This is a genomic window from Microbacterium sp. WHRI 7836, from assembly GCF_040223885.2.
Classification (GTDB): domain Bacteria; phylum Actinomycetota; class Actinomycetes; order Actinomycetales; family Microbacteriaceae; genus Microbacterium; species Microbacterium oxydans.
Map to the genome: position 1 here is coordinate 1,762,881 of NZ_CP168171.1, position 21,825 is coordinate 1,784,705.

General features: G+C 67.9%; 21 protein-coding genes. 15 read left to right on the top strand and 6 right to left on the bottom strand.

Annotated elements, in window-relative coordinates; all coding sequences use genetic code 11:
- Positions 1-28 precede the first annotated feature (28 nt).
- A complete protein-coding gene (locus ABRP18_RS08435; protein WP_349884488.1) occupies positions 29-1,336 on the bottom strand; it encodes an aminotransferase class I/II-fold pyridoxal phosphate-dependent enzyme in 1,308 nt (435 codons plus the stop codon).
- Between the two features lie 89 nt (positions 1,337-1,425).
- On the opposite strand from ABRP18_RS08435, the gene pdxS reads away from it, so the two are divergent.
- Both pdxS and pdxT read left to right on the top strand, forming a co-directional pair.
- Positions 1,426-2,319 carry a pyridoxal 5'-phosphate synthase lyase subunit PdxS gene (gene pdxS / locus ABRP18_RS08440; RefSeq protein ID WP_046747166.1) on the top strand — a complete coding sequence of 298 codons (894 nt, stop codon included), beginning with the start codon at positions 1,426-1,428 and terminating at the stop codon, positions 2,317-2,319.
- Positions 2,309-2,920 carry a pyridoxal 5'-phosphate synthase glutaminase subunit PdxT gene (pdxT, locus tag ABRP18_RS08445; protein ID WP_258546432.1) on the top strand — a complete coding sequence of 204 codons (612 nt, stop codon included), beginning with the start codon at positions 2,309-2,311 and terminating at the stop codon, positions 2,918-2,920. Before pdxS ends, pdxT begins: the two co-directional genes overlap by 11 nt.
- 9 nt (positions 2,921-2,929) lie before the next feature.
- Here pdxT and ABRP18_RS08450 read toward each other — a convergent pair whose 3' ends face one another.
- Complete coding sequence (locus ABRP18_RS08450) at positions 2,930-3,805, bottom strand: aminoglycoside phosphotransferase family protein (protein ID WP_349884489.1); 876 nt, start codon at positions 3,803-3,805, stop codon at positions 2,930-2,932.
- Between the two features lie 44 nt (positions 3,806-3,849).
- Positions 3,850-4,572 carry a dienelactone hydrolase family protein gene (locus ABRP18_RS08455; RefSeq protein ID WP_193761833.1) on the bottom strand — a complete coding sequence of 241 codons (723 nt, stop codon included), beginning with the start codon at positions 4,570-4,572 and terminating at the stop codon, positions 3,850-3,852.
- Between the two features lie 86 nt (positions 4,573-4,658).
- Here ABRP18_RS08455 and ABRP18_RS08460 point away from each other — a divergent pair, with 86 nt between their 5' ends.
- From ABRP18_RS08460 to ABRP18_RS08495, 8 genes are all read left to right on the top strand, one after another.
- Positions 4,659-5,420, top strand: a complete 762-nt coding sequence (locus ABRP18_RS08460) for a YebC/PmpR family DNA-binding transcriptional regulator (protein ID WP_046747163.1) — start codon at positions 4,659-4,661, stop codon at positions 5,418-5,420.
- A gap of 45 nt (positions 5,421-5,465) precedes the next feature.
- Positions 5,466-6,050, top strand: a complete 585-nt coding sequence (gene ruvC, locus ABRP18_RS08465) for a crossover junction endodeoxyribonuclease RuvC (protein WP_046747162.1) — start codon at positions 5,466-5,468, stop codon at positions 6,048-6,050.
- 9 nt (positions 6,051-6,059) lie between these two features.
- Complete coding sequence (gene ruvA / locus ABRP18_RS08470; RefSeq protein WP_046747161.1) at positions 6,060-6,680, top strand: Holliday junction branch migration protein RuvA; 621 nt, start codon at positions 6,060-6,062, stop codon at positions 6,678-6,680.
- Complete coding sequence (ruvB, locus tag ABRP18_RS08475; protein ID WP_058633076.1) at positions 6,673-7,698, top strand: Holliday junction branch migration DNA helicase RuvB; 1,026 nt, start codon at positions 6,673-6,675, stop codon at positions 7,696-7,698. Before ruvA ends, ruvB begins: the two co-directional genes overlap by 8 nt.
- A gap of 72 nt (positions 7,699-7,770) precedes the next feature.
- A complete protein-coding gene (yajC, locus tag ABRP18_RS08480) occupies positions 7,771-8,190 on the top strand; it encodes a preprotein translocase subunit YajC (protein ID WP_374168973.1) in 420 nt (139 codons plus the stop codon).
- A 55-nt stretch (positions 8,191-8,245) separates the two neighbouring features.
- Positions 8,246-9,994, top strand: a complete 1,749-nt coding sequence (gene secD / locus ABRP18_RS08485; protein ID WP_046747158.1) for a protein translocase subunit SecD — start codon at positions 8,246-8,248, stop codon at positions 9,992-9,994.
- Entirely contained in the window at positions 9,994-10,983 is a 990-nt protein-coding gene (gene secF, locus ABRP18_RS08490) for a protein translocase subunit SecF (RefSeq protein ID WP_046747157.1), read from the top strand. Before secD ends, secF begins: the two co-directional genes overlap by 1 nt.
- A 65-nt stretch (positions 10,984-11,048) precedes the next feature.
- Positions 11,049-13,301 (top strand): bifunctional (p)ppGpp synthetase/guanosine-3',5'-bis(diphosphate) 3'-pyrophosphohydrolase, encoded by a 2,253-nt coding sequence (locus ABRP18_RS08495; protein ID WP_046747156.1) that lies wholly within the window; start codon positions 11,049-11,051, stop codon positions 13,299-13,301.
- Here ABRP18_RS08495 and ABRP18_RS08500 read toward each other — a convergent pair.
- Positions 13,288-13,839 (bottom strand): hypothetical protein, encoded by a 552-nt coding sequence (locus ABRP18_RS08500; RefSeq protein ID WP_058633073.1) that lies wholly within the window; start codon positions 13,837-13,839, stop codon positions 13,288-13,290. The genes ABRP18_RS08495 and ABRP18_RS08500 overlap by 14 nt on opposite strands.
- A 64-nt stretch (positions 13,840-13,903) precedes the next feature.
- Positions 13,904-15,256: a DUF349 domain-containing protein gene (locus ABRP18_RS08505; protein WP_197429286.1), complete on the bottom strand. Its 1,353-nt coding sequence runs from the start codon at positions 15,254-15,256 to the stop codon at positions 13,904-13,906.
- A gap of 214 nt (positions 15,257-15,470) precedes the next feature.
- Here ABRP18_RS08505 and ABRP18_RS08510 point away from each other — a divergent pair, with 214 nt between their 5' ends.
- Both ABRP18_RS08510 and ABRP18_RS08515 read left to right on the top strand, forming a co-directional pair.
- Positions 15,471-17,357, top strand: a complete 1,887-nt coding sequence (locus tag ABRP18_RS08510; RefSeq protein ID WP_349884490.1) for an FAD-dependent oxidoreductase — start codon at positions 15,471-15,473, stop codon at positions 17,355-17,357.
- Positions 17,354-18,118 carry a winged helix-turn-helix domain-containing protein gene (locus ABRP18_RS08515; protein ID WP_058631211.1) on the top strand — a complete coding sequence of 255 codons (765 nt, stop codon included), beginning with the start codon at positions 17,354-17,356 and terminating at the stop codon, positions 18,116-18,118. Before ABRP18_RS08510 ends, ABRP18_RS08515 begins: the two co-directional genes overlap by 4 nt.
- 28 nt (positions 18,119-18,146) lie before the next feature.
- Here the strand turns inward: ABRP18_RS08515 and ABRP18_RS08520 are convergent, their stop codons facing one another.
- A complete protein-coding gene (locus ABRP18_RS08520; protein WP_046747155.1) occupies positions 18,147-18,455 on the bottom strand; it encodes a hypothetical protein in 309 nt (102 codons plus the stop codon).
- A gap of 184 nt (positions 18,456-18,639) precedes the next feature.
- Here ABRP18_RS08520 and ABRP18_RS08525 point away from each other — a divergent pair, with 184 nt between their 5' ends.
- From ABRP18_RS08525 to rpsD, 3 genes are all read left to right on the top strand, one after another.
- Entirely contained in the window at positions 18,640-19,500 is an 861-nt protein-coding gene (locus ABRP18_RS08525) for a CAP domain-containing protein (RefSeq protein WP_349884491.1), read from the top strand.
- A gap of 101 nt (positions 19,501-19,601) precedes the next feature.
- Positions 19,602-20,924, top strand: coding sequence for a replication-associated recombination protein A (locus ABRP18_RS08530; protein WP_058631218.1), 1,323 nt, complete (start codon positions 19,602-19,604; stop codon positions 20,922-20,924).
- A gap of 181 nt (positions 20,925-21,105) precedes the next feature.
- Complete coding sequence (rpsD, locus tag ABRP18_RS08535) at positions 21,106-21,735, top strand: 30S ribosomal protein S4 (RefSeq protein ID WP_052748643.1); 630 nt, start codon at positions 21,106-21,108, stop codon at positions 21,733-21,735.
- The last annotated feature ends 90 nt before the right edge of the window (positions 21,736-21,825 follow it).

Genomic DNA, 21,825 nt, shown 5'->3' on the forward strand with positions numbered 1-21,825 from the left:
AGGGCGGGCCGGTGCCCGCGAGGTGTGGTCATCGCCCGGCGGCGACGAGGTCTGCGACCAGCGACTCTGCTTCATCGTCGGACAGGTCATGCACGGTGAGACGCAGATGATGAGAGGGCTCCGCCTTCTCATCGAGCGCGAAGTCGTCGCCGGTGCGGGCGAGCCATCCGCGGCGCATGAGGCGGTCGGCGATGGTCCGAGCCGGCTGGGAGAACTCGACCCACAGGCTCATGCCGTCGGACACCGTGGCCTCGATACCGCTCGCTCGGAGTCGTTCGGCGAAGGCGGCGTTGCGCTGCGCGTAGTGCTCCGCAGCCGCTGCCACCTCCGACATCGCCGTCTCGTCGGTCAGCTGTGTAAGGGCGAGACGCTGCAGCAGGTGGCTCACCCATGTCGTTCCGGGGCTCAGCCGCATCGCGAGGCGCTCGGCGGTCTCCGCGTCCGTAGCTGCGATCGCGAGGCACATGTCCGGACCAAGGAACTTCGAGACAGAGCGTACGAGGGCGAACCGGCGATGCTCGGGTCCGATGAGCGACTCGTAGGGTCGCTGCGAGAGCATCGAGAAGTGGTCGTCCTCGACGATCAGCACATACGGGTGGTCGGCGAGCACGGCACGGAGTTCGGCGGCCCGGGAAGCGGTGAGGCTCGCGCCGGTCGGATTCTGCGCCCGCGGCGTGCAGATGATGGCACGGACGCCCGCCTCCAGCGCGGTTCGCAGACCGTCGACGGTCATGCCCTCGGCGTCGACGGGGACGGGAACCGCGCGATAGCCGCCCAGCCGCACCGTGTGGATGCTCGCGAGGAAACAGGGATCCTCCAGGGCGACGGCGTCATCGCGCATCAGCGCCTGGGCGAGCAGCCGCTCGACGGCGTCGACCGCTCCACTGGTCACGGTGATACGGAAGTCGACGCCGTCGAGGTCGCGCGAGATCCAGCGCGTCGACCACTCCTCGAGTCCACGATCGATCACGGGCTCGCCGTAGAGCACAGGGCGGGAGGCGATGGTCATCAGGGCCGGTGCAGGATCGGGGATCAGGCGGGGGTCGGGGTTCCCTGTGCCGATGTCGCGGAGGACGGTGTCGGGGGCATAGCCTTCCTGCGCCACTGCCTCCAAGCCGGCGACGATGGTCCCTGCTCGTCCGCGAGACAGCACGAGCCCCGCCTGAGCGAGCTGTCGATACGCGGCGACGGCGGTGTTCCGGTTGACACCGAGCGTGGCGGCGAGCTCCCGCACCGGGGGGAGGACGCTGCCGGGGCGGAGGATTCCGCGGTCGCGCAGGGAGCGCACGCTGTCGGCGATGTCCGCTGCGGTGGTGCCTGTGATCTGGTCGCTCATGGTCCTCCTCAGCGATTCTAGGTCGAATCGGACAGTGCTATGTTTGATCTAGATCAAACCCGACTTCGGTGCATCCGACAGGAGTTCCCATGGCAGACCAGACAACCACCGGATCGCCGCGCGTCAAGCGCGGTCTCGCCGAGATGCTGAAGGGCGGCGTCATCATGGACGTCGTCACGGCTGATCAGGCGAAGATCGCCGAAGACGCCGGAGCCGTCGCCGTCATGGCGCTCGAGCGCGTCCCGGCCGACATCCGCGCGCAGGGTGGTGTCTCCCGCATGAGCGACCCCGACATGATCGACAGCATCATCGATGCGGTGTCCATCCCCGTGATGGCCAAGGCGCGCATCGGTCACTTCGTCGAGGCGCAGGTGCTGCAGGAACTCGGCGTGGACTACATCGACGAGTCGGAGGTTCTCTCGCCTGCCGATTACGTGAACCACATCGACAAGTACGGCTTCACGGTCCCGTTCGTCTGCGGCGCGACCAATCTCGGTGAGGCGCTCCGCCGCATCAACGAGGGCGCAGCCATGATCCGGTCCAAGGGTGAGGCCGGGACCGGCGACGTCTCCGAGGCGATGAAGCACATTCGCAAGATCCGCGGCGAGATCGCGGCTCTCACGTCCCTGCCCAAGGACGAGCTGTTCGTGGCGGCCAAGGAACTGCAGGCACCGTACGAGCTGGTCGCCGAGATCGCCGAGACCGGCAAGCTTCCCGTCGTGCTGTTCGTGGCCGGTGGTGTCGCGACCCCTGCGGACGCAGCCATGATGATGCAGCTCGGCGCCGACGGCGTGTTCGTCGGATCGGGGATCTTCAAGTCGGGCAACCCTGCGGAGCGGGCGAAGGCGATCGTCAAGGCGACGACCTTCTTCGATGACCCGAAGGTCATCGCCGAGGTCTCGCGTGGATTGGGTGAGGCCATGGTGGGCATCAACGTCAGCGACCTTCCCGCGCCGCACCGTCTCGCCGAGCGTGGCTGGTAACACCAGGGTCGGTGTGCTCGCGCTGCAGGGCGACGTGCGCGAGCACGCCGCCCTGCTCTCGAGTCTCGGTGCCGACGTGGCGTTGGTGCGACGCCCCGACGACCTCGCATCGGTCGACGGGCTCGTCATCCCGGGCGGCGAGTCGAGCGTGATCGACAAGCTGTCGCGCGTCTTCGGGATGCAGCAGCCCATCCGCGAGGCCATCGCGGCAGGCATGCCGGTCATCGGCACGTGCGCGGGACTGATCATGCTCGCCGACGAGATCGTCGACGCCATCGAGGGACAGGAGTCGTTCGGAGGGCTGGATGTCGTCGTGCGCCGGAACGCCTTCGGCCGTCAGGTCGAATCCTTCGAAGCGCGACTCGACGTTCCCGCACTCGGCGCGGATCCGGTGTCCGCCGCGTTCATCCGCGGACCGGTTGTCGAGTCGGTCGGTCCTAGGGCCGACGTGCTGGCATCCCTGCCCGATGGACGCGTGGTCGCCGTGGAGCAGGGCGACCTGCTCGGTCTGAGCTTCCACCCGGAGATCACGGGAGAGACGAGGTTCCACGAGCGCTTTCTCGCTCGCGCAGACGCACGTCGCCGCGCTGCGGCGCGGTAGGTCGTCGGCTCAGATCAGGCCCGAGAGCCACCGCAGGGCCGGCATAGCCTGCGCGCGCTGGAACTTCCGCAGGCCGGGGAGCTGCGGGATATCGGGTTGCGCCTGCTGGAACCAGAGGAACGATGCGAAGGCGGAGATCACGGCGAGCAGCTCAGCTTGAGGTGGTGCGCCGTGCTCTTCGAACACAGCCCACGCCTCCTCGCAGGCGGGGCCTCCGGATGCCTCGATGCTGGGGAGCAGACAGGGGAGGTCGATCCACGCGGCGCCCCTGCGCGCGTGCGGCCAGTCCAGCAGGTGTGCCCGTCCTGCGCTGATCAGGATGTTGTCGGCGCGCACATCGTCGTGCACGATGACGTCGCCGTGTACCGCGCAGCGGAAGCTCTCCTCGAGGCGCAGCAACGACGGCATCCGCGCGGGGAGGCCGTGGGGGAGCGCCTCGCGCATCCCCCGATCCGCAGCGATCTCCGTCCACCTGGTGAAACCGGGGATCATGACAGCCTCTGCTCGAGGCATATCCGAAGGCGCAGGGGTGGTCGACAGCACGCGCAGGGCCTTGGCTACGGCGTGCAGGTCGGCCGTCGTCCACGGCTGGCCGGGGTGGCGGCCGTCGATCGCCTCGATCACGAGCGCCGTACCCGTCGGGTCGTCGATGGCGCCGAGGAGTCGTGGGGCGATGGCGGTCGGCAGATGCGAGAGCGTGCGCATCTCCTCGCGGAGGAAGTGCAGCGAGTCCGCGTGCCAATCCGCACCGCAGGCCTTGACGAATGCGCGCCCCGTCGTGGTCGTGACGACGCCCGCGTAGGAGGCGCTGAAGCCGCCATGGGCTGGCGCCTCCTGCACGAGATCACCCCCGATCGCGGAGATGATCCGAGATCGAAGTGGCATCGGGAGCGTATGCCAGTCGGGCCGGAGCCGATCTGCTCCCGTCGTCATCGTGCTGTCTTCTCGACGCCGGGTCCGTCGCGTTCGACTCCGCGCCGATGGGAGAGCATCCACTCATAGAGTTCGGGGTTCTCGTACGTCTCGGTCCATGAGTCGTGACCGACGCCCGCGTACCGGGTGAAACGCACGTCAGCGTCGAGGGCCTGCAGCTCGTCGACGATCTGCTCTGTCGCGGCGATCGGCACGACGTCGTCCGCGTCGCCGTGGAACGCCCAGGAGGGGATCGCGCGGATCGGAGCGGCGCTCTGCATCCACAGGCCACCGCAGATCGGTGCGATGGCCGCGAATCGATCGGGGTAGCGCACCGCGAGCGACCAGGTGCCGAAACCGCCCATGCTGAGTCCTGTCACCGAAACGCGCTCCTCGTCGACCCTGTGTGTGGAGCTCACCTCATCGATCAGTGCGGCCAGCGTCGAGAGCTCGGCGACCCATTGACTCGCCGCGGCGCACTGGGGTGTGACGAGGATGAAGGGGAACTCCTGCCCGTCGTCCGCCAGTCTGGGCGGACCGTGGACGGCGGCGAGATCGAGGTCGGAACCCCGTTCGCCTGCACCGTGCAGGAAGAGCACGAGCGGCCAGAGCCGGTGCGGATCATCGTCGTAGCCATCAGGGAGGTGGAGCAGGTATCGCAGGGTGTCGGCGGGCGCCGGTGCGCCGTCAGGAACCTCTGCCGAGCGGAGGGCGGGAGAGATGTGTCGTGATCTGCGCATGCTCCCATCCTGCGCCACCCGAGGCGTTCGTTAGAATGGACGATGCGCTGAGCGCGAGCTCATGCGGATACGACGAGCGGAGACTTATGTCCGGGCATTCCAAGTGGGCGACCACGAAGCACAAGAAGGCCATCATCGACTCCAGGCGCGCGAAGTCCTGGGCCAAGCTCATCAAGAACATCGAGGTCGCCGCCAAGCTCGGCGGACCGGACCTGGCGGGCAACCCCACCCTCTTCGACGCGGTGCAGAAGGCCAAGAAGACCTCGGTCCCCAAGGACAACATCGACCGCGCGGTGAAGCGCGGTGCCGGTATCGGCGGCGAGGCCGTCGAGTACCTCTCGATCATGTACGAGGGATACGGCCCCAACGGCGTCGCGCTCATGATCGAGTGTCTGACCGACAACAAGAACCGGGCGGCCGCTGAGGTTCGCACGGCTCTCAGCCGCAACGGCGGCACGCTCGCAGACCCCGGCAGCGTGGCCTACAACTTCAGCCGCAAGGGCGTCATCGTCGTCGGCTCCGAGGGCACCACCGAGGATGACGTGATGATGGCTGCGCTCGAGGCCGGTGCGGAGGAGATCGAACCGCACGCCGAGGGCTTCGAGGTGATCACGGAGGCGACCGACCTGGTGGCTGTGCGCAGCGCGCTCCAGGAGGCCGGCATCGACTACGAGTCCGCCGACGTCGAGTTCGTCCCGAACCTCAAGGTCGAGATCGATGCCGACACCGCGCGCAAGATCTTCCGCCTCATCGATGCCCTGGAAGACAGCGAAGACGTGCAGAACGTGTTCACCAACTTCGATCTGAGTCCCGAGGTCCAGGCGGAGCTGGAGAACGACGACGCCTAGGCGCGCCGGGCGACCGGTGTCGGATCGGCGGCCTAGCCTGGGGGAGTGACCTCCTCTCTGCGTGTGCTCGGCATCGACCCCGGTCTCACCCGCTGCGGTGTGGGGGTCGTGGATGTCGACGGATCGCGCCGCGGAACGCTCGTGCACGTCGGGGTGATCCGTTCCTCGCCGGAAGCGGAGATCGGGGAGCGTCTCTCGATCGTGGCCGCCGGTATCCGCGCCGTGATCGCCGAGCATCGACCTGATGCCGTCGCCGTCGAGCGGGTCTTCGCGCAGCAGAACACGCACTCGGTGATGGGCACCGCACAGGCCAGTGGCGTCGCGTTGCTGATCGCCTCCGAGTCGGGGCTCCCCGCGGCCACGCATACACCGAGTGAGGTCAAGGCCGCCGTCACCGGATACGGTGCTGCCGACAAGCGGCAGGTGCAGACGATGATCGCCCGCATCCTGCGCCTCGACGCACTGCCGCAACCGGCCGATGCCGCCGACGCACTGGCCATCGCCCTCTGCCACGCCTGGCGCCGCGGGGGAGCAGCGGCGACCGCCCCCGGGGCCCTGACTCCCGCTCAGCGTGCCTGGGCCGAGGCCGAGAAGCGTGTCGGTCGAACATACCTACGAGCGACGCCGTAGGCTGAGGGGATGATCTCCTCTCTGCACGGCGTCGTCCTGCATGCGGCATCCGATCAGGTCGTCATCGATGTGGGCGGGGTCGGATTCGCGGTCGCGGTGCCCGCCGATGTCGCGCACACCGCGACGGTGGGAGAGAAGCTGCTGCTGCACACCAGCCTCATCGTCCGTGAGGACTCGCTGTCGCTGTTCGGCTTCGCCGACCGCGGTGAGCTCGAGATCTTCGGACTGCTGATCAGCGTGACCGGCGTCGGTCCGAAGTCGGCACTCGGCGTGCTCTCGCACCTCACGAGCGATCAGATCGCCGAGGCCGTCACCGCGGAGGATGACGCCCCCTTCCGACGCGTTTCCGGCATCGGCCCCAAGACGGCGAAGCTCATCGTGCTGCAGCTCGCCGGCAAGGTGCAGGCGTTCGCGGCTCCGGCGAAGCCCGCCGCGGGCGGCGGCGCCGATGTCGTCACGCAGGTGGCCGCGGCACTCGTGGGGCTCGGCTGGTCGGAGAAGGTCGCCGCAGACGCCGCCGCCCAGACGGCAGCGGATGCCACAGAGGCGGAGAGCGCGTCCGTCGCCTCTCTGCTTCGTCGTACGCTCGCCCTGCTCGGCCCGGCGCAGGGAGGCCAGGCGCGTGTCTGATCCCCTCGACGCCAGCGAGCCCTCCGACGAGACCGAACTCGCCATCGAAGGCGCCCTGCGGCCGACGAGCCTCGGAGAGTTCGTGGGCCAGCAGAAGGTGCGCGGTCAGCTGCAGCTGCTCCTCGAGGCCGCCCGCATCCAGAGTCGTCCCGCCGATCACATCCTCTTGGCGGGACCTCCCGGCCTGGGGAAGACGACGCTCGCGATGATCGTCGCACACGAGAGCGAACGTCCGCTCCGGCTGTCCAGCGGCCCGGCGATCCAGCACGCCGGTGATCTCGCGGCCCTGCTCTCGAGCCTGGTCCCCGGTGAAGTGCTCTTCATCGACGAGATCCACCGCATGGCGCGCTCCGCCGAGGAGATGCTCTATCTCGCGATGGAGGACTACCGCATCGACATCATGGTGGGAAAGGGCGCGGGAGCGACGAGCATCCCGCTCGAGCTCTCGCCGTTCACCCTGGTCGGCGCGACGACTCGCTCCGGGCTGCTGCCCAACCCGCTCCGCGACCGCTTCGGGTTCACCGGTCACCTCGAGTTCTACGAGGTGGGCGAGCTGGAGCAGGTGATCGCACGATCCGCGGCCGTGCTCGGCGTCGACCTCCCGACCGACTCGCTCGCCGAGATCGCCCGACGGTCCCGCGGCACCCCGCGCATCGCGAATCGCCTCCTTCGCCGGGTGCGCGATTATGCGCTGGTGCACACGGGGGGAGTTGCGACCATCCGCGAGGTCCGTGCGGCCCTGGATCTGTACGACGTCGATCCGATCGGTCTCGACCGCCTGGACCGTGCCGTGCTCGAAGCGCTCGTCCGACGGTTCCGCGGTGGCCCGGTCGGCCTCAGCACGCTCGCTGTCGCCGTCGGTGAGGAAGCCGAGACCGTGGAGAGCGTGGTCGAGCCGTACCTCGTGCGCATCGGGTTCCTCGGGCGCACGCCCCGCGGCCGTGTGGCGATGCCGGAGGCGTACGCGCACCTGGGTGTCGCGCATCCGGACGGGATGCTTAAGTTGGATGACCTATAATCACTGAAGACTTCCCGGATACCTTCGCGCGCCCAAAGGCTGGAGCGTGCACCTGAGAAAGGCGCTTCCCCCATGCCCATGGAATTCCTGCTCTTCGGCCTCCTCGCCGTTCTCCTCGTCTTCATGATCTTCAACACGCGCAAGCGCACGAAGCAGATGAAGGCCGAGCAGGAGGAGAAGGCCACCAAGACCGTCCCGGGCGCCAAGGTGCTCCTGCAGGGCGGCATCTACGGGACGATCGTCGCGTACGACCCCGACGACCTCGACACCCCCGCGCTCGTCGAGATCGCTCCCGGCACCATCATCGACGTGCACAGCCAGGCCATCCTGCGCGTGGTCGAGCCCAAGGATGTCGTCGTCGACGCACCGTCGGACGACATCGTCGAGGAGCGTGTCGTCGAGGAGCCGGTCGCCGATGAGCCGGTCGCTCCGGCTGTCGAGACCCCCGAGGAGACCCGCGCTCGCCTCGAGCGCGACGCCGACGACAAGTAACGCCGAGGCCGACGCGGCCCCTCGGATCTCCGTCCTTCCAGAAAGCTGAACACACGTGGCTTCATCCTCTCCCGTCCGTCACGCCTGGCGGGTCCTTCTCGGCCTGCTCCTCGTGACGGGCGTGCTCTTCGGCATCAACGCACTGGGCGTGTACGTCTTCAAGGACAGCAACGGGGAGGCCGCGAGCTCGTGGACACCTGAGCTCGCCCTCGATCTGCAGGGCGGCACACAGATCGTGCTGAGTGCGGAGACCGAGGACGGAGCGGCTCCGTCGTCCGAGCAGCTCGACCAGGCCGCGGCGATCATCCGGCAGCGTGTCGATGCGTCCGGCGTCGCCGAGGCCGACATCACGACCGAGGGCGGACAGAACATCGTCGTCCAGATCCCCGGTGAGGCCGACGCGCAGACGCGGGAGCGGATCCAGTCCAGTGCTCAGCTGGAGTTCCGTCCCGTGCTCTACACGACGGCGGCGACCAACGAGTTCGTGGGCGAGGACGGCAACTCGACGCCGTATCCCAGCCCGGATCCGGGTCTGAACTCGACGCCGACGGCCGAGCCGACCGACGCGAGCGACCTCTCCTGGGTCACCGACAAGCTGGCCGCGGAGTTCCAGGCATACGACTGCGCGAACCCGGAGAACGACGCCTCCAAGGCGCCGAAGGACCAGCCGCTCATCGCCTGCTCGGCGGACGGGAGCGCCAAGTACATCCTCGGACCGGCAGAGCTCGACGGCACCGCCATCACCGACGCCTCGGCCGGTCGCGACCCGAAGTCGGGTGCCTGGCTGGTGCAGCTCACGATGAACGGCGACGGGGCCGATGCGTTCGGCAAGGTCAGCACCCGCCTGAACCAGAACCGCATCGACGGGCTCACGCCGCGGGATCAGTTCGCCTTCGTGCTGGACGGCAACGTGATCAGCGCTCCGCGGATGAACGGGCAGATCCTCGATGGTCGCCCCAGCATCTCCGGAAGCTTCACGCAGGAGTCCGCGACCACTCTCGCCGATCAGCTCAAGTTCGGCGCCCTTCCGCTGAGCTTCACGGTGCAGAGCTCCGACACGATCTCGGCGACGCTGGGTACGCAGCAGCTGCAGATCGGTCTCATCGCGGGCCTCATCGGGCTCGCGCTGGTGGCGATCTACTCGCTGATCGTCTATCGAGCGCTCGGGTCGGTGATCATCGCGTCGATCGCGGTGATGGCGGTGCTCACCTACATCATCATCTGCATCCTGGCGTGGCGAATCGGGTTCCGCCTCTCGCTCGCCGGTGTCGCCGGTCTCATCGTGTCCATCGGCTTCACCGCCGACTCGTTCATCGTGTACTTCGAACGAATACGAGACGAGCTCCGTGACGGGAAGTCGATCACCGCGGCGGTCGAGGACGGCTGGGGTCGTGCGAAGCGCACGATCTACATCTCCAAGTCGATCAACATCCTCGCGGCGGTCGTCCTCTACATCCTGGCCGATGCCACGGTGAAGGGCTTCGCCTTCACGCTCGGACTCACGACGCTCATCGATGTGTTCATCTTCGTGATCTTCACGCACCCGGTGATGCAACTTCTCGCGCGCACCCGCTTCTTCGGCGGCGGCCACAAGCTGTCCGGACTCGATCCCGAAGCTCTCGGGGCCGTGTACCGCAGCCGCTCGCAGTACCGAGAGGTCACCACGGCGTCGGTCGGGCGGGGCGCGAAGAACGCGCGGTCCCGCGGCGAGGCCGACCGCAGACAGACGATCGCCGAACGCAAGCGCGCCGAGGCCCTCACGGGCGAGAGATCCACCAAAGCCGGAAGTGAGGGAGACGCCTGATGCCTTCCATGAATGAGTTCGGCAACAACCTCTACTCCGGGAAGACCTCCTTCCCGTTCGTCGGCAAGCGCCGTCTGTGGTTCATCATCGCGATCATCCTGGTCGTCGGCTCGGCGTTGGTGCCGCTCATCCGTCCTATCCAGTTCTCGATCGAGTTCACGGGTGGATCGCAGTTCACCGTGCAGGCGCCGGACAGCCTCGATCAGGAGACGGCGACCACAGCCGTGCAATCGGTCGTCCCCGGCGCTGCGACCAAGGTCGTCGTCGTCAGCGGCAAGGACGTCCGCGTCCAGACCGACCAGATGAGCGCTGCCGAGACCCAGCAGGTCGGCGAGGCACTGGCGAAGGCATACGGCGTCGATCCGTCCGACGTCACTTCCTCCTTCATCGGACCCGCGTGGGGTGAGAACGTCACCAAGCAGTCGCTGTGGGGTCTCGCGATCTTCCTCGCCCTGACCTTCCTGATCCTGGCGATCTACTTCCGCACCTGGAAGATGTCGGCTGCGGCCATCATCGGTCTCCTCGACGTGCTCGTGATCACGGTGGGCATCTACGCGCTGGCCGGCTTCGAGATCTCGCCGGCGGCCGTGATCGGCTTCCTCACGATCCTCGCGTACTCGCTGTACGACACCACGGTCGTGTTCGACAAGATCCGCGAGAACACGACCGAAGACGGGGAGAAGTCCGCCCGCTTGTTCGGCGAGTCGGTCAACCTCGCGGTGAACCAGACGCTCGTGCGCTCCATCAACACGTCCGTCGTCGCTGCTCTGCCGGTCGGCGCGGTGCTCTTCATCGGCGCGTTCTGGCTGGGCGCGGAGTCGCTCACCGACATCTCGCTCTCGATCTTCGTCGGCATTCTCGTGGCCACCTACTCGACGCTCTTCGTGGCTGCTCCGCTCTACTCGCTGTTCCGCGAGAACGAGCCGCAGCTGAAGGCACGGGATGCCCGCATCCGAGAAGCTCGCAGCAGGGCGGCCGTCGAGGTCTGATCGGTTCCTCAGCGGGGCCGGTTCCGCACAGCACGCGTAGGATTGATCGATCAGGAGGTGAGTAGATGGCGGAACCGCAGACGTCATCGCAGGGCTCGAGTCTGCGACGGCTGGTTCCCCGCATCTTCTCCCGCGCGTCGAGGATCAATGACCTCGACAATCTGATCCGCACAGTCCGGGCGAACCACCCCAAGGGCGACTTCTCGGTGATCGAGAGGGCCTACGCGGTCGCCAAGGAGAAGCACGAGGGGCAGAAGCGCCAGAGCGGTGAGCCGTACATCACCCACCCGCTCGCGGTCGCCCAGATCCTCGCCGAACTCGGTCTCGGGCCGCGGGCGATCGCCGCAGCGCTGCTGCACGACACCGTCGAGGACACCGGGTACGCGCTGACCGATCTCACCGCCGAGTTCGGCGACGAGGTCGCGATGCTCGTCGACGGCGTCACCAAGCTCGACAAGGTGAAGTACGGCGAGAGCGCGCAGGCCGAGACCGTCCGCAAGATGATCGTCGCGATGTCCAAGGACATCCGAGTGCTGCTGATCAAGCTCGCCGACCGCCTCCACAACGCGCGCACCTGGGGTTTCGTTCCGCCGGAGAAGGCGGCGAAGAAGGCCAAGGAGACCCTGGAGATCTACGCTCCGTTGGCGAATCGGCTCGGAATCCAGGCGATCAAGTCGGAGCTCGAGGATCTCTCCTTCGCGGTGCTGCACCCGAAGATCTACAACGAGATCCACAGCCTCATCGCGCAGCGCACCCCGCAGCGCGAGAAGTACCTGAACCAGGTCGTCGAGGAGATCGACGAAGACCTGCGGGATCTCCGCATCCGTGGCAAGGTCGTCGGGCGCCCCAAGCAGCTCTACTCGGTGTACCAGAAGATGGTCATCCGCGGCCGTGAGTTCGACGACATCTACGACCTGATCGGCATCCGGGTGCTGGTGTCCTCCGTGCGCGACTGCTATGCGGTGCTCGGAGCCATCCACGCACGCTGGACTCCGCTGCCGGGTCGTTTCAAGGACTACATCGCCACACCCAAGTTCAACCTGTACCAGTCACTGCACACCACGGTGATCGGCCCCGCCGGCCGCACGGTCGAGATCCAGATCCGCACCCATGAGATGCACCAGCAGGCCGAGTACGGCGTCGCTGCGCACTGGATGTACAAGGAGCGGATGAACGGCGGCGGCAAGACCGAGGTCCGCGCGTCCGACACCGACATGGCCTGGCTCGCGCACATCTCCGACTGGCAGGCCGAGACCGCCGACCCTGGAGAGTTCCTGGAATCCCTCCGGTTCGAGATCGGCGCGAAGGAGGTCTACGTCTTCACGCCGAAGGGCCGGGTGATCGGGCTGCCCTCCGGCGCGACCCCGGTGGACTTCGCCTACGCCGTGCACACCGAGATCGGCCACCGCACGATGGGCGCCAAGGTCAACGGTCGCCTGGTGCCTCTGGAGTCCGAGCTCAAGAGCGGTGACGTCGTCGAGGTGTTCACCTCGAAGAACCCCGACGCGGGACCCAGCCAGGACTGGCTCGGGTTCGTTGCGAGCACGCGCGCCCGCAACAAGATCCGCGGGTGGTTCACGAAGGAGCGCCGCGAGGAGGCGATCGAGCAGGGCAAGGAGGCCATCGCGAGGGCGATGCGTCGACAGAACCTGCCGCTGCAGCGACTCATGAGCCATGACTCCTTCACGGAAGTGGCACGGGGCATGCACTACGAGGACGTCTCCGCGCTCTATGCGGCGGTCGGCGAGGGGCACGTCTCGACCCAATCCGTGCTGGAGAAGGTCACCGCACTCGTCGCGGCGAACGACCCCGCGACGGGGGCCATCGACCTTCCCGGCAGCGTGCAGACGCGTGAGCCGCGGTCGGGTGACTCCGGCGTGCTGGTGCGCGGCGCCAATGACATCCTCGTCAAGCTCGCGAAATGCTGCACCCCGGTTCCGGGCGACCAGATCGTCGGGTTCGTGACCCGTGGCAGCGGCGTCTCGGTCCACCGTGCGGACTGCGTGAACGTGAAGGCGCTGGGTGCCGAACAGGACCGATTCGTCGAGGTCTCCTGGGCTCCCACCACCAAGAGCGTCTTCAGGGTGCAGATCCAGGTCGAGGCGCTCGACCGTTCGGGGCTTCTCTCCGATGTCACCCGCGTGTTGAGCGAGCACCATGTCAACATCCTCTCGGCGACGGTCACGACGACGGACGAGCGACTCGCTCTGAGCCGATTCGTCTTCGAGATGGGTGATGCCGTGCACCTCGATCGCGTGCTCAACGCGGTACGCAGGATCGACGCCGTGTACGACGTCTATCGCGTCACCTCTTCCTGACCGCGAGCCTGTCCAGCACGGCCCGTCCCGCGCGGCTTCCAGGAACGCGCGACATGCGGCGCAGCATGGCGGACGCCTCCTCCGGCACGTCGGGCGACACGAGCGCGAGTCTGTCCATCCAGGTCAGCACGCGCGGATCGCGGTGCACGGTCGTGGCGAGATCGAGCATGGTCCGCACCGGCGTTGTGACGAGGATTCCGCCGATCGACTCCAGTTCGGAAGAGGCGACGACGGTGTCGTGGAAGACGAGTCGTGAGTTCGTCGTCGCACGGATCCGTCGTTCGACGCACCGTCGCACATGATGCACGCCCGGTGGACCATCGCCGGCGCCATGGATCCACGCAGCCGTCGGCCCTGACGCCGCGGTTCCTGCGCGAACCAGCGATGCGACAGCGCTCGCCCTGACATCCGATCCCTCGATCAGGTCCGCCGGGACATAGGCGTCCCCGACCTCGACCACATGCCCGTCGATCCGTGCCGCGCTGAGCTCCGCCTCACTCAGCCGAACGCCGGGCAGGTACAGAAGGGCGGGGTGCATCACGTCAGTCTGACGCAGTGCACCCCGCCTCGTCCGTCGTCGTGCGGGACCTGTGGAGAACGGGTCAGCTTCCGAGTGCGCTCAGCCAGGCTCGGCGTGCTTCCAGAGCATCCGCTGCGGCCTTGGCAGCCTTCGTGTCGCCGGCCTTCTCCGCCGCGGCGACCTCGGCCTCGAGCTTCTCGATGGCTTCCAGCAGTTGGGAGCTCATGTCGTTCGCGCGCGCCTTGGTCTCGGGGTTGTTCTTCTTCCAGTCCACATCTTCCCGGGCCTTGAGACCCTGTTCGATGGCGCGGAGCTTGTCGTCGAGCGCCCGCTCCTTGTCCCGGGGGAAGATGCGTCCGATCTCGTCCCACTGCCGCTGGATGCGGGTCAGGAGCGCGCGAGCTCGCTTGATGTTGGGCTCGTCTGCGACACCCTTCGCCTCTTCGAGGAGTGCTTCGCGTGCCTCTATCTTCGGAGCGGAATCCGCTTCTTCAGCGGCAGCCTGCTCGGCACGGGCGGCATAGAGGGCGTCGCCCGCGGCCTTGAAGCGCGCCCACAGCGCGTCATCGGCCTTTCGTCCGGCGCGGCCGGACGCCTTCCACTCGTCGAGGAGGTTGCGGTAGGCGGGGATGCCGTCGGTACCGCGGGGGGCGAGGGCTTCCGCACGCTCCACGAGACGGGTCTTCGCGTCGCGGGCGACCTTGTGAGCGTCGTCGAGCTCGGAGTAGAAGGCGCGGCGCTGCTTGTCCACGACGGCCCGCGCGTCCCGGAAACGCTTCCAGAGCTGCTGGGAGATTCCCTTCGACAGGCGCGGCCCGTTCTGCTGCTGCGCCTGCCAGGCGTCGAACAGCTCTCCGAGCTCAGCCGTGACCTGCTTCCACTGCACCTTGCTGAGGTCACGTGCGGCGATCGCCTCGGCGCGCTCGACGAGTTCGGTTCGCTCGGCGATCGCCTTGTCGACGAGTTCCTTCGCCTGCTTCGCCTCCTGTTCCGTCGCCTCCGAGAGAGACGAGGTCAGAGCGTTGAGTCGATCGCGAAGACCGGCAAGGTCACCGACCGCCGCGGCATCGGTGGCTTCGTCGATCAGGTGCTTCGCCTGCTTGGCGAGGTCGCTCGCGGATGCGCCGCCGGCCTGATGGCGCTGTTCGAGTGCATGCACCTTGAAGGCGATGTCGTCGAACTTGCGGACGAAGTAGGCGAGGGCCTCATCGGGCGTACCGTCCGGGTACTGTCCGACGACGCGCCAGGCGTCGCCTTCCTTGACCTCGACGGTTCCGTCCTCGGTGACGCGCCCCCATTCCGCCGACGTCGACGATGCGGCGGGCACCGGTGCGGCAGGCGCGACGGCGGCCGGCGTCGGTGCCTTGCGGGGCATCGGCACGGAGGGGGGTCCGGGGATTGGGGGAGTCGGCTTCGTGGGCTCGTTGGCAGACACGTGATTCTCCTTGCGCGGTCGGGCCGCGGGAGGCGGAAAGGACGAGGCTCAGCCTAGTACGCCGAAGCGCCGCGGGTGAGGCCCGGGCGTCACGCGGGATCGTTACCGTTCTGTGATGAGATCTTTCGACGGAGGACACACAGCTCGTCATCTCCGGGAAACACGACCCTCTTAGGGTCGCCAGGACGACAGTCATCCGGTCGACAGGAGCAGTATGAAGGACACCACATCCCCACCGGGCGAGATCGTCGTCGTCGGAGCGGGGATGGCGGCGCATCGATTCGTCGAGCGGCTGCTCCGCGACCCGGGAACGGCCGCGCGGGTCACCGTCATCGGAGACGAGGGGTACGGTCCGTACGACAGGTCCGAGGTGGCGGGGCTCCTCTCCGGCGACGATCCCGCAGAGCTCCAACTGGACCGCTCCGTCTTCCGTGACGACCGCGTCCGGCTGGTGCGTGATGACCGCGTGCTGCGCATCGATCGCACGGCCCGCACCGTGCGAACGCGCTCCCGGCGCACATACTCCTACGACACGCTGGTGCTCGCCACCGGTTCGTTCGCTTCGCAGGTTGCCGTATCGGGAGCTCGGCTTCCCGGGTGCTTCGTGCTGCACTCGATCGAGGACGCGGAAGCGATCCGGACCTTCGTCGAGGCGCGATCTGCCGTCCTGGGGCGCCCGCTGCGCGGCGTCGTGATCGGGGGAGGGCGACGCGGGCTCGAAGCGGCGGTCGCTCTGGAGGCGGCGGGGGTCGCAACCACGATCGTGCAGTATGCGGATCGCCTGCTGCCCGACCGGTTGGATGAGGTGGGTGCCGGCGTGCTGCAGTCCGCTCTCGCAGATCGAGGCATCGCGGTGCGCACGCGTACGAGGACGACGCGGCTCGACGCGGACGACTCGGGTGCGGTCACCGCTCTCGAGTTCCAGGACGGGACCTTCCAACGGGCGGATGTCGTGCTGTTCACGGTCGGCGTGCGTCCGCGTGACGAACTCGCCCGCAACGCGGGGCTCGGTGTGCACGCGCAGGGCGGGGTCATCATCGACGATCGGTGCGTCACTTCGGATCCACACATCGTCGCGATCGGCGAAGCGGCCCGCTTCGACGACCGTGCCGTCGATTCCGCCGCGGGCGCGCACTCCACGGCGGAGGTCGCAGCGGAGCGGGCGTGCGGGGGAGCGACGCGGTTCACGGGGCATGAAGCCTATCTCCACCGCACCATCGCCGGGGTCGACATCGTGAGCTTCGGCGAGCCGTGGGCGGCTTCTCCGGGTGCGGTCGACGTCGTCACGCTCTCCCGTCGCGGCGGTGTCTACCGCAAGCTGGTCCTGAGCGACGATGCGCAGACTCTCCTCGGGGGCATCCTCGTGGGCGATACGAGCGGACATGTCGCCTTTCGGCGGGCCGTCGGCGAACGGCTACGGGGCGAGGTCGCCGAGGAACTGGGGCGTACGGCTCCGGACGAGGGTGGGACGATCCCGGCCTGCGTCCACATCGGGATGTCGTCGCGCGAACTCCGGGAAGTGATCCGCACAGAAGGATTGACCACATTCACCGAGTTCGGGGTGCGTCTTGGAAGGGAGCCCGACTGTGCGCGCTGCAGTCTGGCTGTGGCTCGTGCGCTCTTGGAGCTGGCTGACGAGCGGTTGCCGCAGAAAGGGGAAGACGCCTCCAGCGAGCGGGCACGTCGTGTGGTCGGGTCGGCGTCTGCCGGCAGTCGCGTGAGCCTCTCCGCAGCGGGGGGAGGGGAGTTCGGCCCGCAGCAGCTCGTCGACATCGGCTGCATCGCGCTGGACCTCGGCCTGTCGCTGCAGGTCGTCGACTCGCGGATCGAGCTGCGGGGAGTCCGTCGGGGGCAGCGTTCGGCGTTGTGGGAACGGCTGGCCGCGGTCGGGATCCTGTGCGAAGAGTCCCCGCTGCGCACGGGCTCGGGCGATGCCCAGGAGCAGTCGCTCCCCAGCGGCGAGTCTGTGTCACCGCATCCGAGGCCGTCAAGCGATGCTGCACGGAACGCTGTCAGAGCGATGGACGCAGGCTGGGCCGATCGAGGTCACTCGATGGGTCGGCACCGCGCCTCGCCGCTGCGCGCGGAGAACCCCGCATGACGACCGGGCGTTCGGGGGCACGCCCGGTGCTCGCAGGATGCAGGATCATCGTGTCGGACGAGGCGCGATCCGCCGGAGGTCCCTCCGCCGGGAGGGGCGGGTCGAACGACGACGGCTGGCGTCGCGTCCTGGAACGAGCGGGGGCGGAGTTGCTGCGTGTCGTCACGCCTCGAGTGACGACGCCGGCTCCGGTCGCGCTGTGTCGCGCCGTCCACCGCGCAGGTGCCGGCGGCGCTGACGCCGTGCTGTTCACGGCGTCGACGGCGGCATGGGTCGACGCGGCGGAGAGTTCCGGCGCCCTCGACGCCAACCGGCGGCGGACGGAGGCGGAAAGGCTGCTCCTCATCGCCGTCGAGGAACGGGAGGCCACCCGACTGCGGGCGATCGGGCTGCGTGCTCGACACATCGAGCCGTCGACGCAGGCCGGGCTGGCGGAGAGCGTCCTTGCGCACTATCGGAGCGGGGCAGGATCCGCTCTCACGGTGGCTGGACGCCTCGAGGTTCGCAGCGGAGGCGTCATTCTCGACGACGGCTTCGTTCCCCTGTCGAGTGGAGCGGTGGCACTGATCGAAGCGCTGTTCCTCGCCCGCGGCCGCGTGCTCTCGCGCGCGGAGCTCGGCCAGGTGCTTCCCGGCGGCCATCGCAGCGATCGAGCGGTCGAAGTCGCCGTCGGGCGATTGCGCGACTCCCTGGGGCGTGGCGATCTCATCCAGACGGTCGTCAAGCGGGGCTATCGCCTGGCGGTGGCCGAGCCCCGATGAGGGCGCTCGTCAGGAGAGCGTGTGCAGACTACTCGGTGGGCGCCGGTTCCTCGCTGGGAACGGGCTCCTCGGTGGGAGCCGGTGTCTCGCTGGGGGCAGGTGTCCCGGTCGGAGCGACCGTGGGTGTGGGCGTGGGTTCGGGGGCAGTGACCTGCGCGTGCACGACCTGGCTCGCGATCGCCGCCGACACGATCACGACGCCGACGATGATTCCGATCGCGTTGTCTCGGGTGCGGCGCCGGATCAGTCCTTCATGCACGGCGTTGCGGGCCGCATGGATGCGGGCGCGTTCCGCTTGCGTGCGCTGCTGTGCATTCTTGGACCCGCGTGCTGCCATCTGCCCTGTTTCCCCTCACTGTGTCGCTGTGCGACCTCGTCTCAGAGCCTAGCGTCGTCGGCCCGTCGCACCGATGCGCTGCGTTCGGCCGTTCGGCACGGTTCAACGGCGAACGCTCGTCATTCCGTGATGGACCGACTACTTTTAGGCTATTGATCGCCTCAGTACGAAAAGGAGAACGCTCATGCGGTGGACCCGAAACCTGGTCGCGGCCCTCGTCGTCAGCGCGACTGCCGTACTCGGCGTCGTGCCGCCGGTGAGCGCGGCGGAGATCCCACCACCGAACGCGGATGTCGCACGGATCCTCGCGGACACGAACGCCGCGCGAGCCGCCAACGGACTGGCGCCGCTGGTGCTGGACGGGGATGTGACGACGGTCGCGCAGAACTGGTCGGCGACCCAGTCCCGCGAAGGCCGGATGTACCACAACCCGCAGTACTCGAGCCAGATCCCCGGGGGTTGGAGCAGGGCAGCCGAGAACGTCGCATCCGGCTATTCGTCGGCGACCGTCGTCGCAGCATGGATGAACTCGCCGGGGCACCGTGCGAACATCCTCGGCGACTACACGACGATCGGCATCGGTCTCGTCAACGGCTACGCCACGCAGGTGTTCGCCAAGTATCCGCTATCGACGCCCACTCCGACGGTCTCGCGGCAGGACGCCTCTGTGCGCAGCCACGTCGCTCAGCGGGGATGGATCGCCGGAGGCGGCACCACGGGGCAGGGGCTGGGTCTCGAAGCCGTCGCGGTGCGGCAGCAGACCGGCAAGGTCATCTGCCTTCAGGCCCATGTGCAGAACATCGGGTGGATGACACCCGTCTGCACGCAGGGTGCCGGTACCGAGGTGGCGGCGGGGACGACCGGTCGAGGGCTTCGAATGGAGGCTCTCCGGGTGTGGAGTCCGGGCAACACGGTGTCCGGACGAGGACACGTGTCGAGCATCGGGTGGCAACCGCGCGTGGTCTCCTCGGCGCCGGGCACCCAGATCTCCCTCGGCACGACCGGGCAGGCGAGGCAGCTCGAGTTCGTCGACCTCTTCCAGTGACGGCGACTTCCTGAGACGGCGATGTCGCTCGCCCCGAGTAGCCTTGGCGGGTGACCCCTTCCGCGCCGCTGCTCTCCGGGCAGACGCCCCTCGCCGTGCGCATGCGCCCGACCTCCCTCGCCGAGGTCGCCGGGCAGCGTCACCTGCTCCGGGCCGGTTCGCCGATCGTCGCCCTCGCTGATCCGAAGGCGGCAGCGCCGGGAGCCGTATCGATCATCCTGTGGGGGCCGCCGGGCACCGGCAAGACCACGCTGGCACAGGCCATCGCGCGTTCGTCGGGGCGACGCTTCGTCGAGTTGTCCGCCATCACCGCCGGCGTCAAGGACGTGCGCGAAGTCATGCAGGAGGCGGTGAACCAACGCGATCTCTACGGTCAGACCACCATCCTCTTCCTCGACGAGATCCATCGCTTCACGAAGGCGCAGCAGGACGCTCTGCTCCCCGGGGTCGAGAACGGGTGGGTGATCCTCATCGCCGCGACCACGGAGAATCCGTCCTTCTCCGTGATCTCACCATTGCTCTCGCGCTCTCTGCTGCTGACCCTGCAGCCACTGACCGACGAGGACATCGGCGTGCTCGTCGACCGTGCGGTGACCGATGCCAGGGGACTCAACGGAGCCGTCACGCTCAGCGACGAAGCTCGATCCGCCCTCCTGAGACTCGCATCGGGGGATGCTCGGCGCGCCCTCACGGGGTTGGAGGCCGGTGCGGCCGTGGCCCTGTCGCACGCCACGACAGGAGAGCCCGGTGACGGCGCTGGTGGCGAGGAGGACGAGAGTGCGGGGCCGCCCGAGGTCTCTGCCGATGACATCGCCCAGGCGGTCGACAAGGCGCTGCTGCGGTACGACCGTCAGGGTGATGAGCACTACGACGTCATCAGTGCGTTCATCAAGTCGATCAGGGGATCCGACCCCGATGCGGCGCTGCACTACTTGGCCCGCATGATCGAGGCGGGGGAGGATCCGCGGTTCATCGCCAGGCGCCTCGTCATCTCCGCGTCGGAGGACGTGGGCCTCGCCGACCCGCAGGCAATGGTCATCGCCGTCGCCGCTGCCGATGCCGTGGCGTTCATCGGTATGCCGGAGGGGCGCATCCCGCTCGCGGAGGCGACCGTGTACCTGGCGACCACAGCCAAGTCGAACGCCGCCTATGTGGGCATCGACGCCGCGATCGCCGACATCCGTGCGGGAGGTTTCGGCAGGGTGCCGCTTCATCTGCGCGACGCTCACTATCCGGGCGCGAAGCGACTCGGGCACGGCCGCGGGTACGTCTACTCCCATGACAGCGAGTTCGGGATCGTGCCCCAGCAGTACCTGCCGGATGAGCTGGACGGCCGACGCTATTACCAGCCGAAGAACCTCGGTGCGGAGCGTGACATCGGCTCCCGGCTCGAGCGCATCCGTCGCATCCTCGGCGATCGCTGACCCGCAGATCCGGTCGAGAGACACGATCTGTTAGACTTGAGCGGCTCGAAACCGAGTTTTCGGGCATCTCCTCGTTCACACCACACCTTGCTGGCGCCCCGGCGTGCGCTCCAAGGCAGAACGCGGACGATACGTCCGCGAGTCGCGAAAGCCGCGACCGCGTCATCGGAAGGAACGCTTCGTGACCACGAAGTCCCAGGACCGCCGCAAGGTGCGTCTCAGCCGCGCCCTCGGCGTCGCACTCACCCCGAAGGCCGCCCGCTACCTCGAGAAGCGCCCGTACGCTCCGGGTGAGCACGGCCGCACCAAGCGCAAGGCAGACAGCGACTACGCCGTCCGTCTGCGTGAGAAGCAGCGCCTGCGTGAGCAGTACGGCATCCGCGAGAAGCAGATGCGCAACACGTTCAACGAGGCTCGTCGTCAGGACGGCCTGACCGGTGAGAACCTGGTCGAGCTTCTCGAGATGCGTCTCGACGCCCTCGTCGTGCGTTCGGGCTTCGCCCGCACCACCGCACAGGCTCGCCAGCTCGTCGTGCACCGTCACATCCTGGTCGACGGCCAGCTCGTCGACCGCCCGTCGTTCCGCGTGAAGCCGGGTCAGCTCATCCACGTCAAGCCCAAGAGCGAGGGCACCGAGCCCTTCCAGGTGGCAGCAGCCGGCGGTCACGCCGAGGTCCTGCCCCCCGTTCCCGGCTACCTCGAGGTCGAGCTCGACAAGCTCCAGGCGCGTCTGGTCCGTCGCCCGAAGCGCGCTGAGGTCCCCGTGACCTGCGAAGTGCAGCTCGTCGTCGAGTACTACGCGGCTCGCTGATACACCGCATACACGAGAGGCGTCGGGGAAACCCGACGCCTCTCGTCGTTTTTGCATACGATGGGATCACCGCGCCTTCGCGGCTCAGAG

Bases quoted from the DNA above. Each gene is read 5' to 3' on its own strand.
- ABRP18_RS08435 (WP_349884488.1), bottom strand. From the start codon at position 1,336: ATGAGCGACCAGATCACAGGCACCACCGCAGCGGACATCGCCGACAGC.
- pdxS (WP_046747166.1), top strand. From the start codon at position 1,426: ATGGCAGACCAGACAACCACCGGATCGCCGCGCGTCAAGCGCGGTCTC.
- ABRP18_RS08450 (WP_349884489.1), bottom strand. From the start codon at position 3,805: ATGCCACTTCGATCTCGGATCATCTCCGCGATCGGGGGTGATCTCGTG.
- ABRP18_RS08455 (WP_193761833.1), bottom strand. From the start codon at position 4,572: ATGCGCAGATCACGACACATCTCTCCCGCCCTCCGCTCGGCAGAGGTT.
- ABRP18_RS08460 (WP_046747163.1), top strand. From the start codon at position 4,659: ATGTCCGGGCATTCCAAGTGGGCGACCACGAAGCACAAGAAGGCCATC.
- ruvA (WP_046747161.1), top strand. From the start codon at position 6,060: ATGATCTCCTCTCTGCACGGCGTCGTCCTGCATGCGGCATCCGATCAG.
- yajC (WP_374168973.1), top strand. From the start codon at position 7,771: ATGCCCATGGAATTCCTGCTCTTCGGCCTCCTCGCCGTTCTCCTCGTC.
- secF (WP_046747157.1), top strand. From the start codon at position 9,994: ATGCCTTCCATGAATGAGTTCGGCAACAACCTCTACTCCGGGAAGACC.
- ABRP18_RS08495 (WP_046747156.1), top strand. From the start codon at position 11,049: ATGGCGGAACCGCAGACGTCATCGCAGGGCTCGAGTCTGCGACGGCTG.
- ABRP18_RS08500 (WP_058633073.1), bottom strand. From the start codon at position 13,839: ATGCACCCCGCCCTTCTGTACCTGCCCGGCGTTCGGCTGAGTGAGGCG.
- ABRP18_RS08510 (WP_349884490.1), top strand. From the start codon at position 15,471: ATGAAGGACACCACATCCCCACCGGGCGAGATCGTCGTCGTCGGAGCG.
- ABRP18_RS08515 (WP_058631211.1), top strand. From the start codon at position 17,354: ATGACGACCGGGCGTTCGGGGGCACGCCCGGTGCTCGCAGGATGCAGG.
- ABRP18_RS08520 (WP_046747155.1), bottom strand. From the start codon at position 18,455: ATGGCAGCACGCGGGTCCAAGAATGCACAGCAGCGCACGCAAGCGGAA.
- ABRP18_RS08525 (WP_349884491.1), top strand. From the start codon at position 18,640: ATGCGGTGGACCCGAAACCTGGTCGCGGCCCTCGTCGTCAGCGCGACT.
- ABRP18_RS08530 (WP_058631218.1), top strand. From the start codon at position 19,602: ATGCGCCCGACCTCCCTCGCCGAGGTCGCCGGGCAGCGTCACCTGCTC.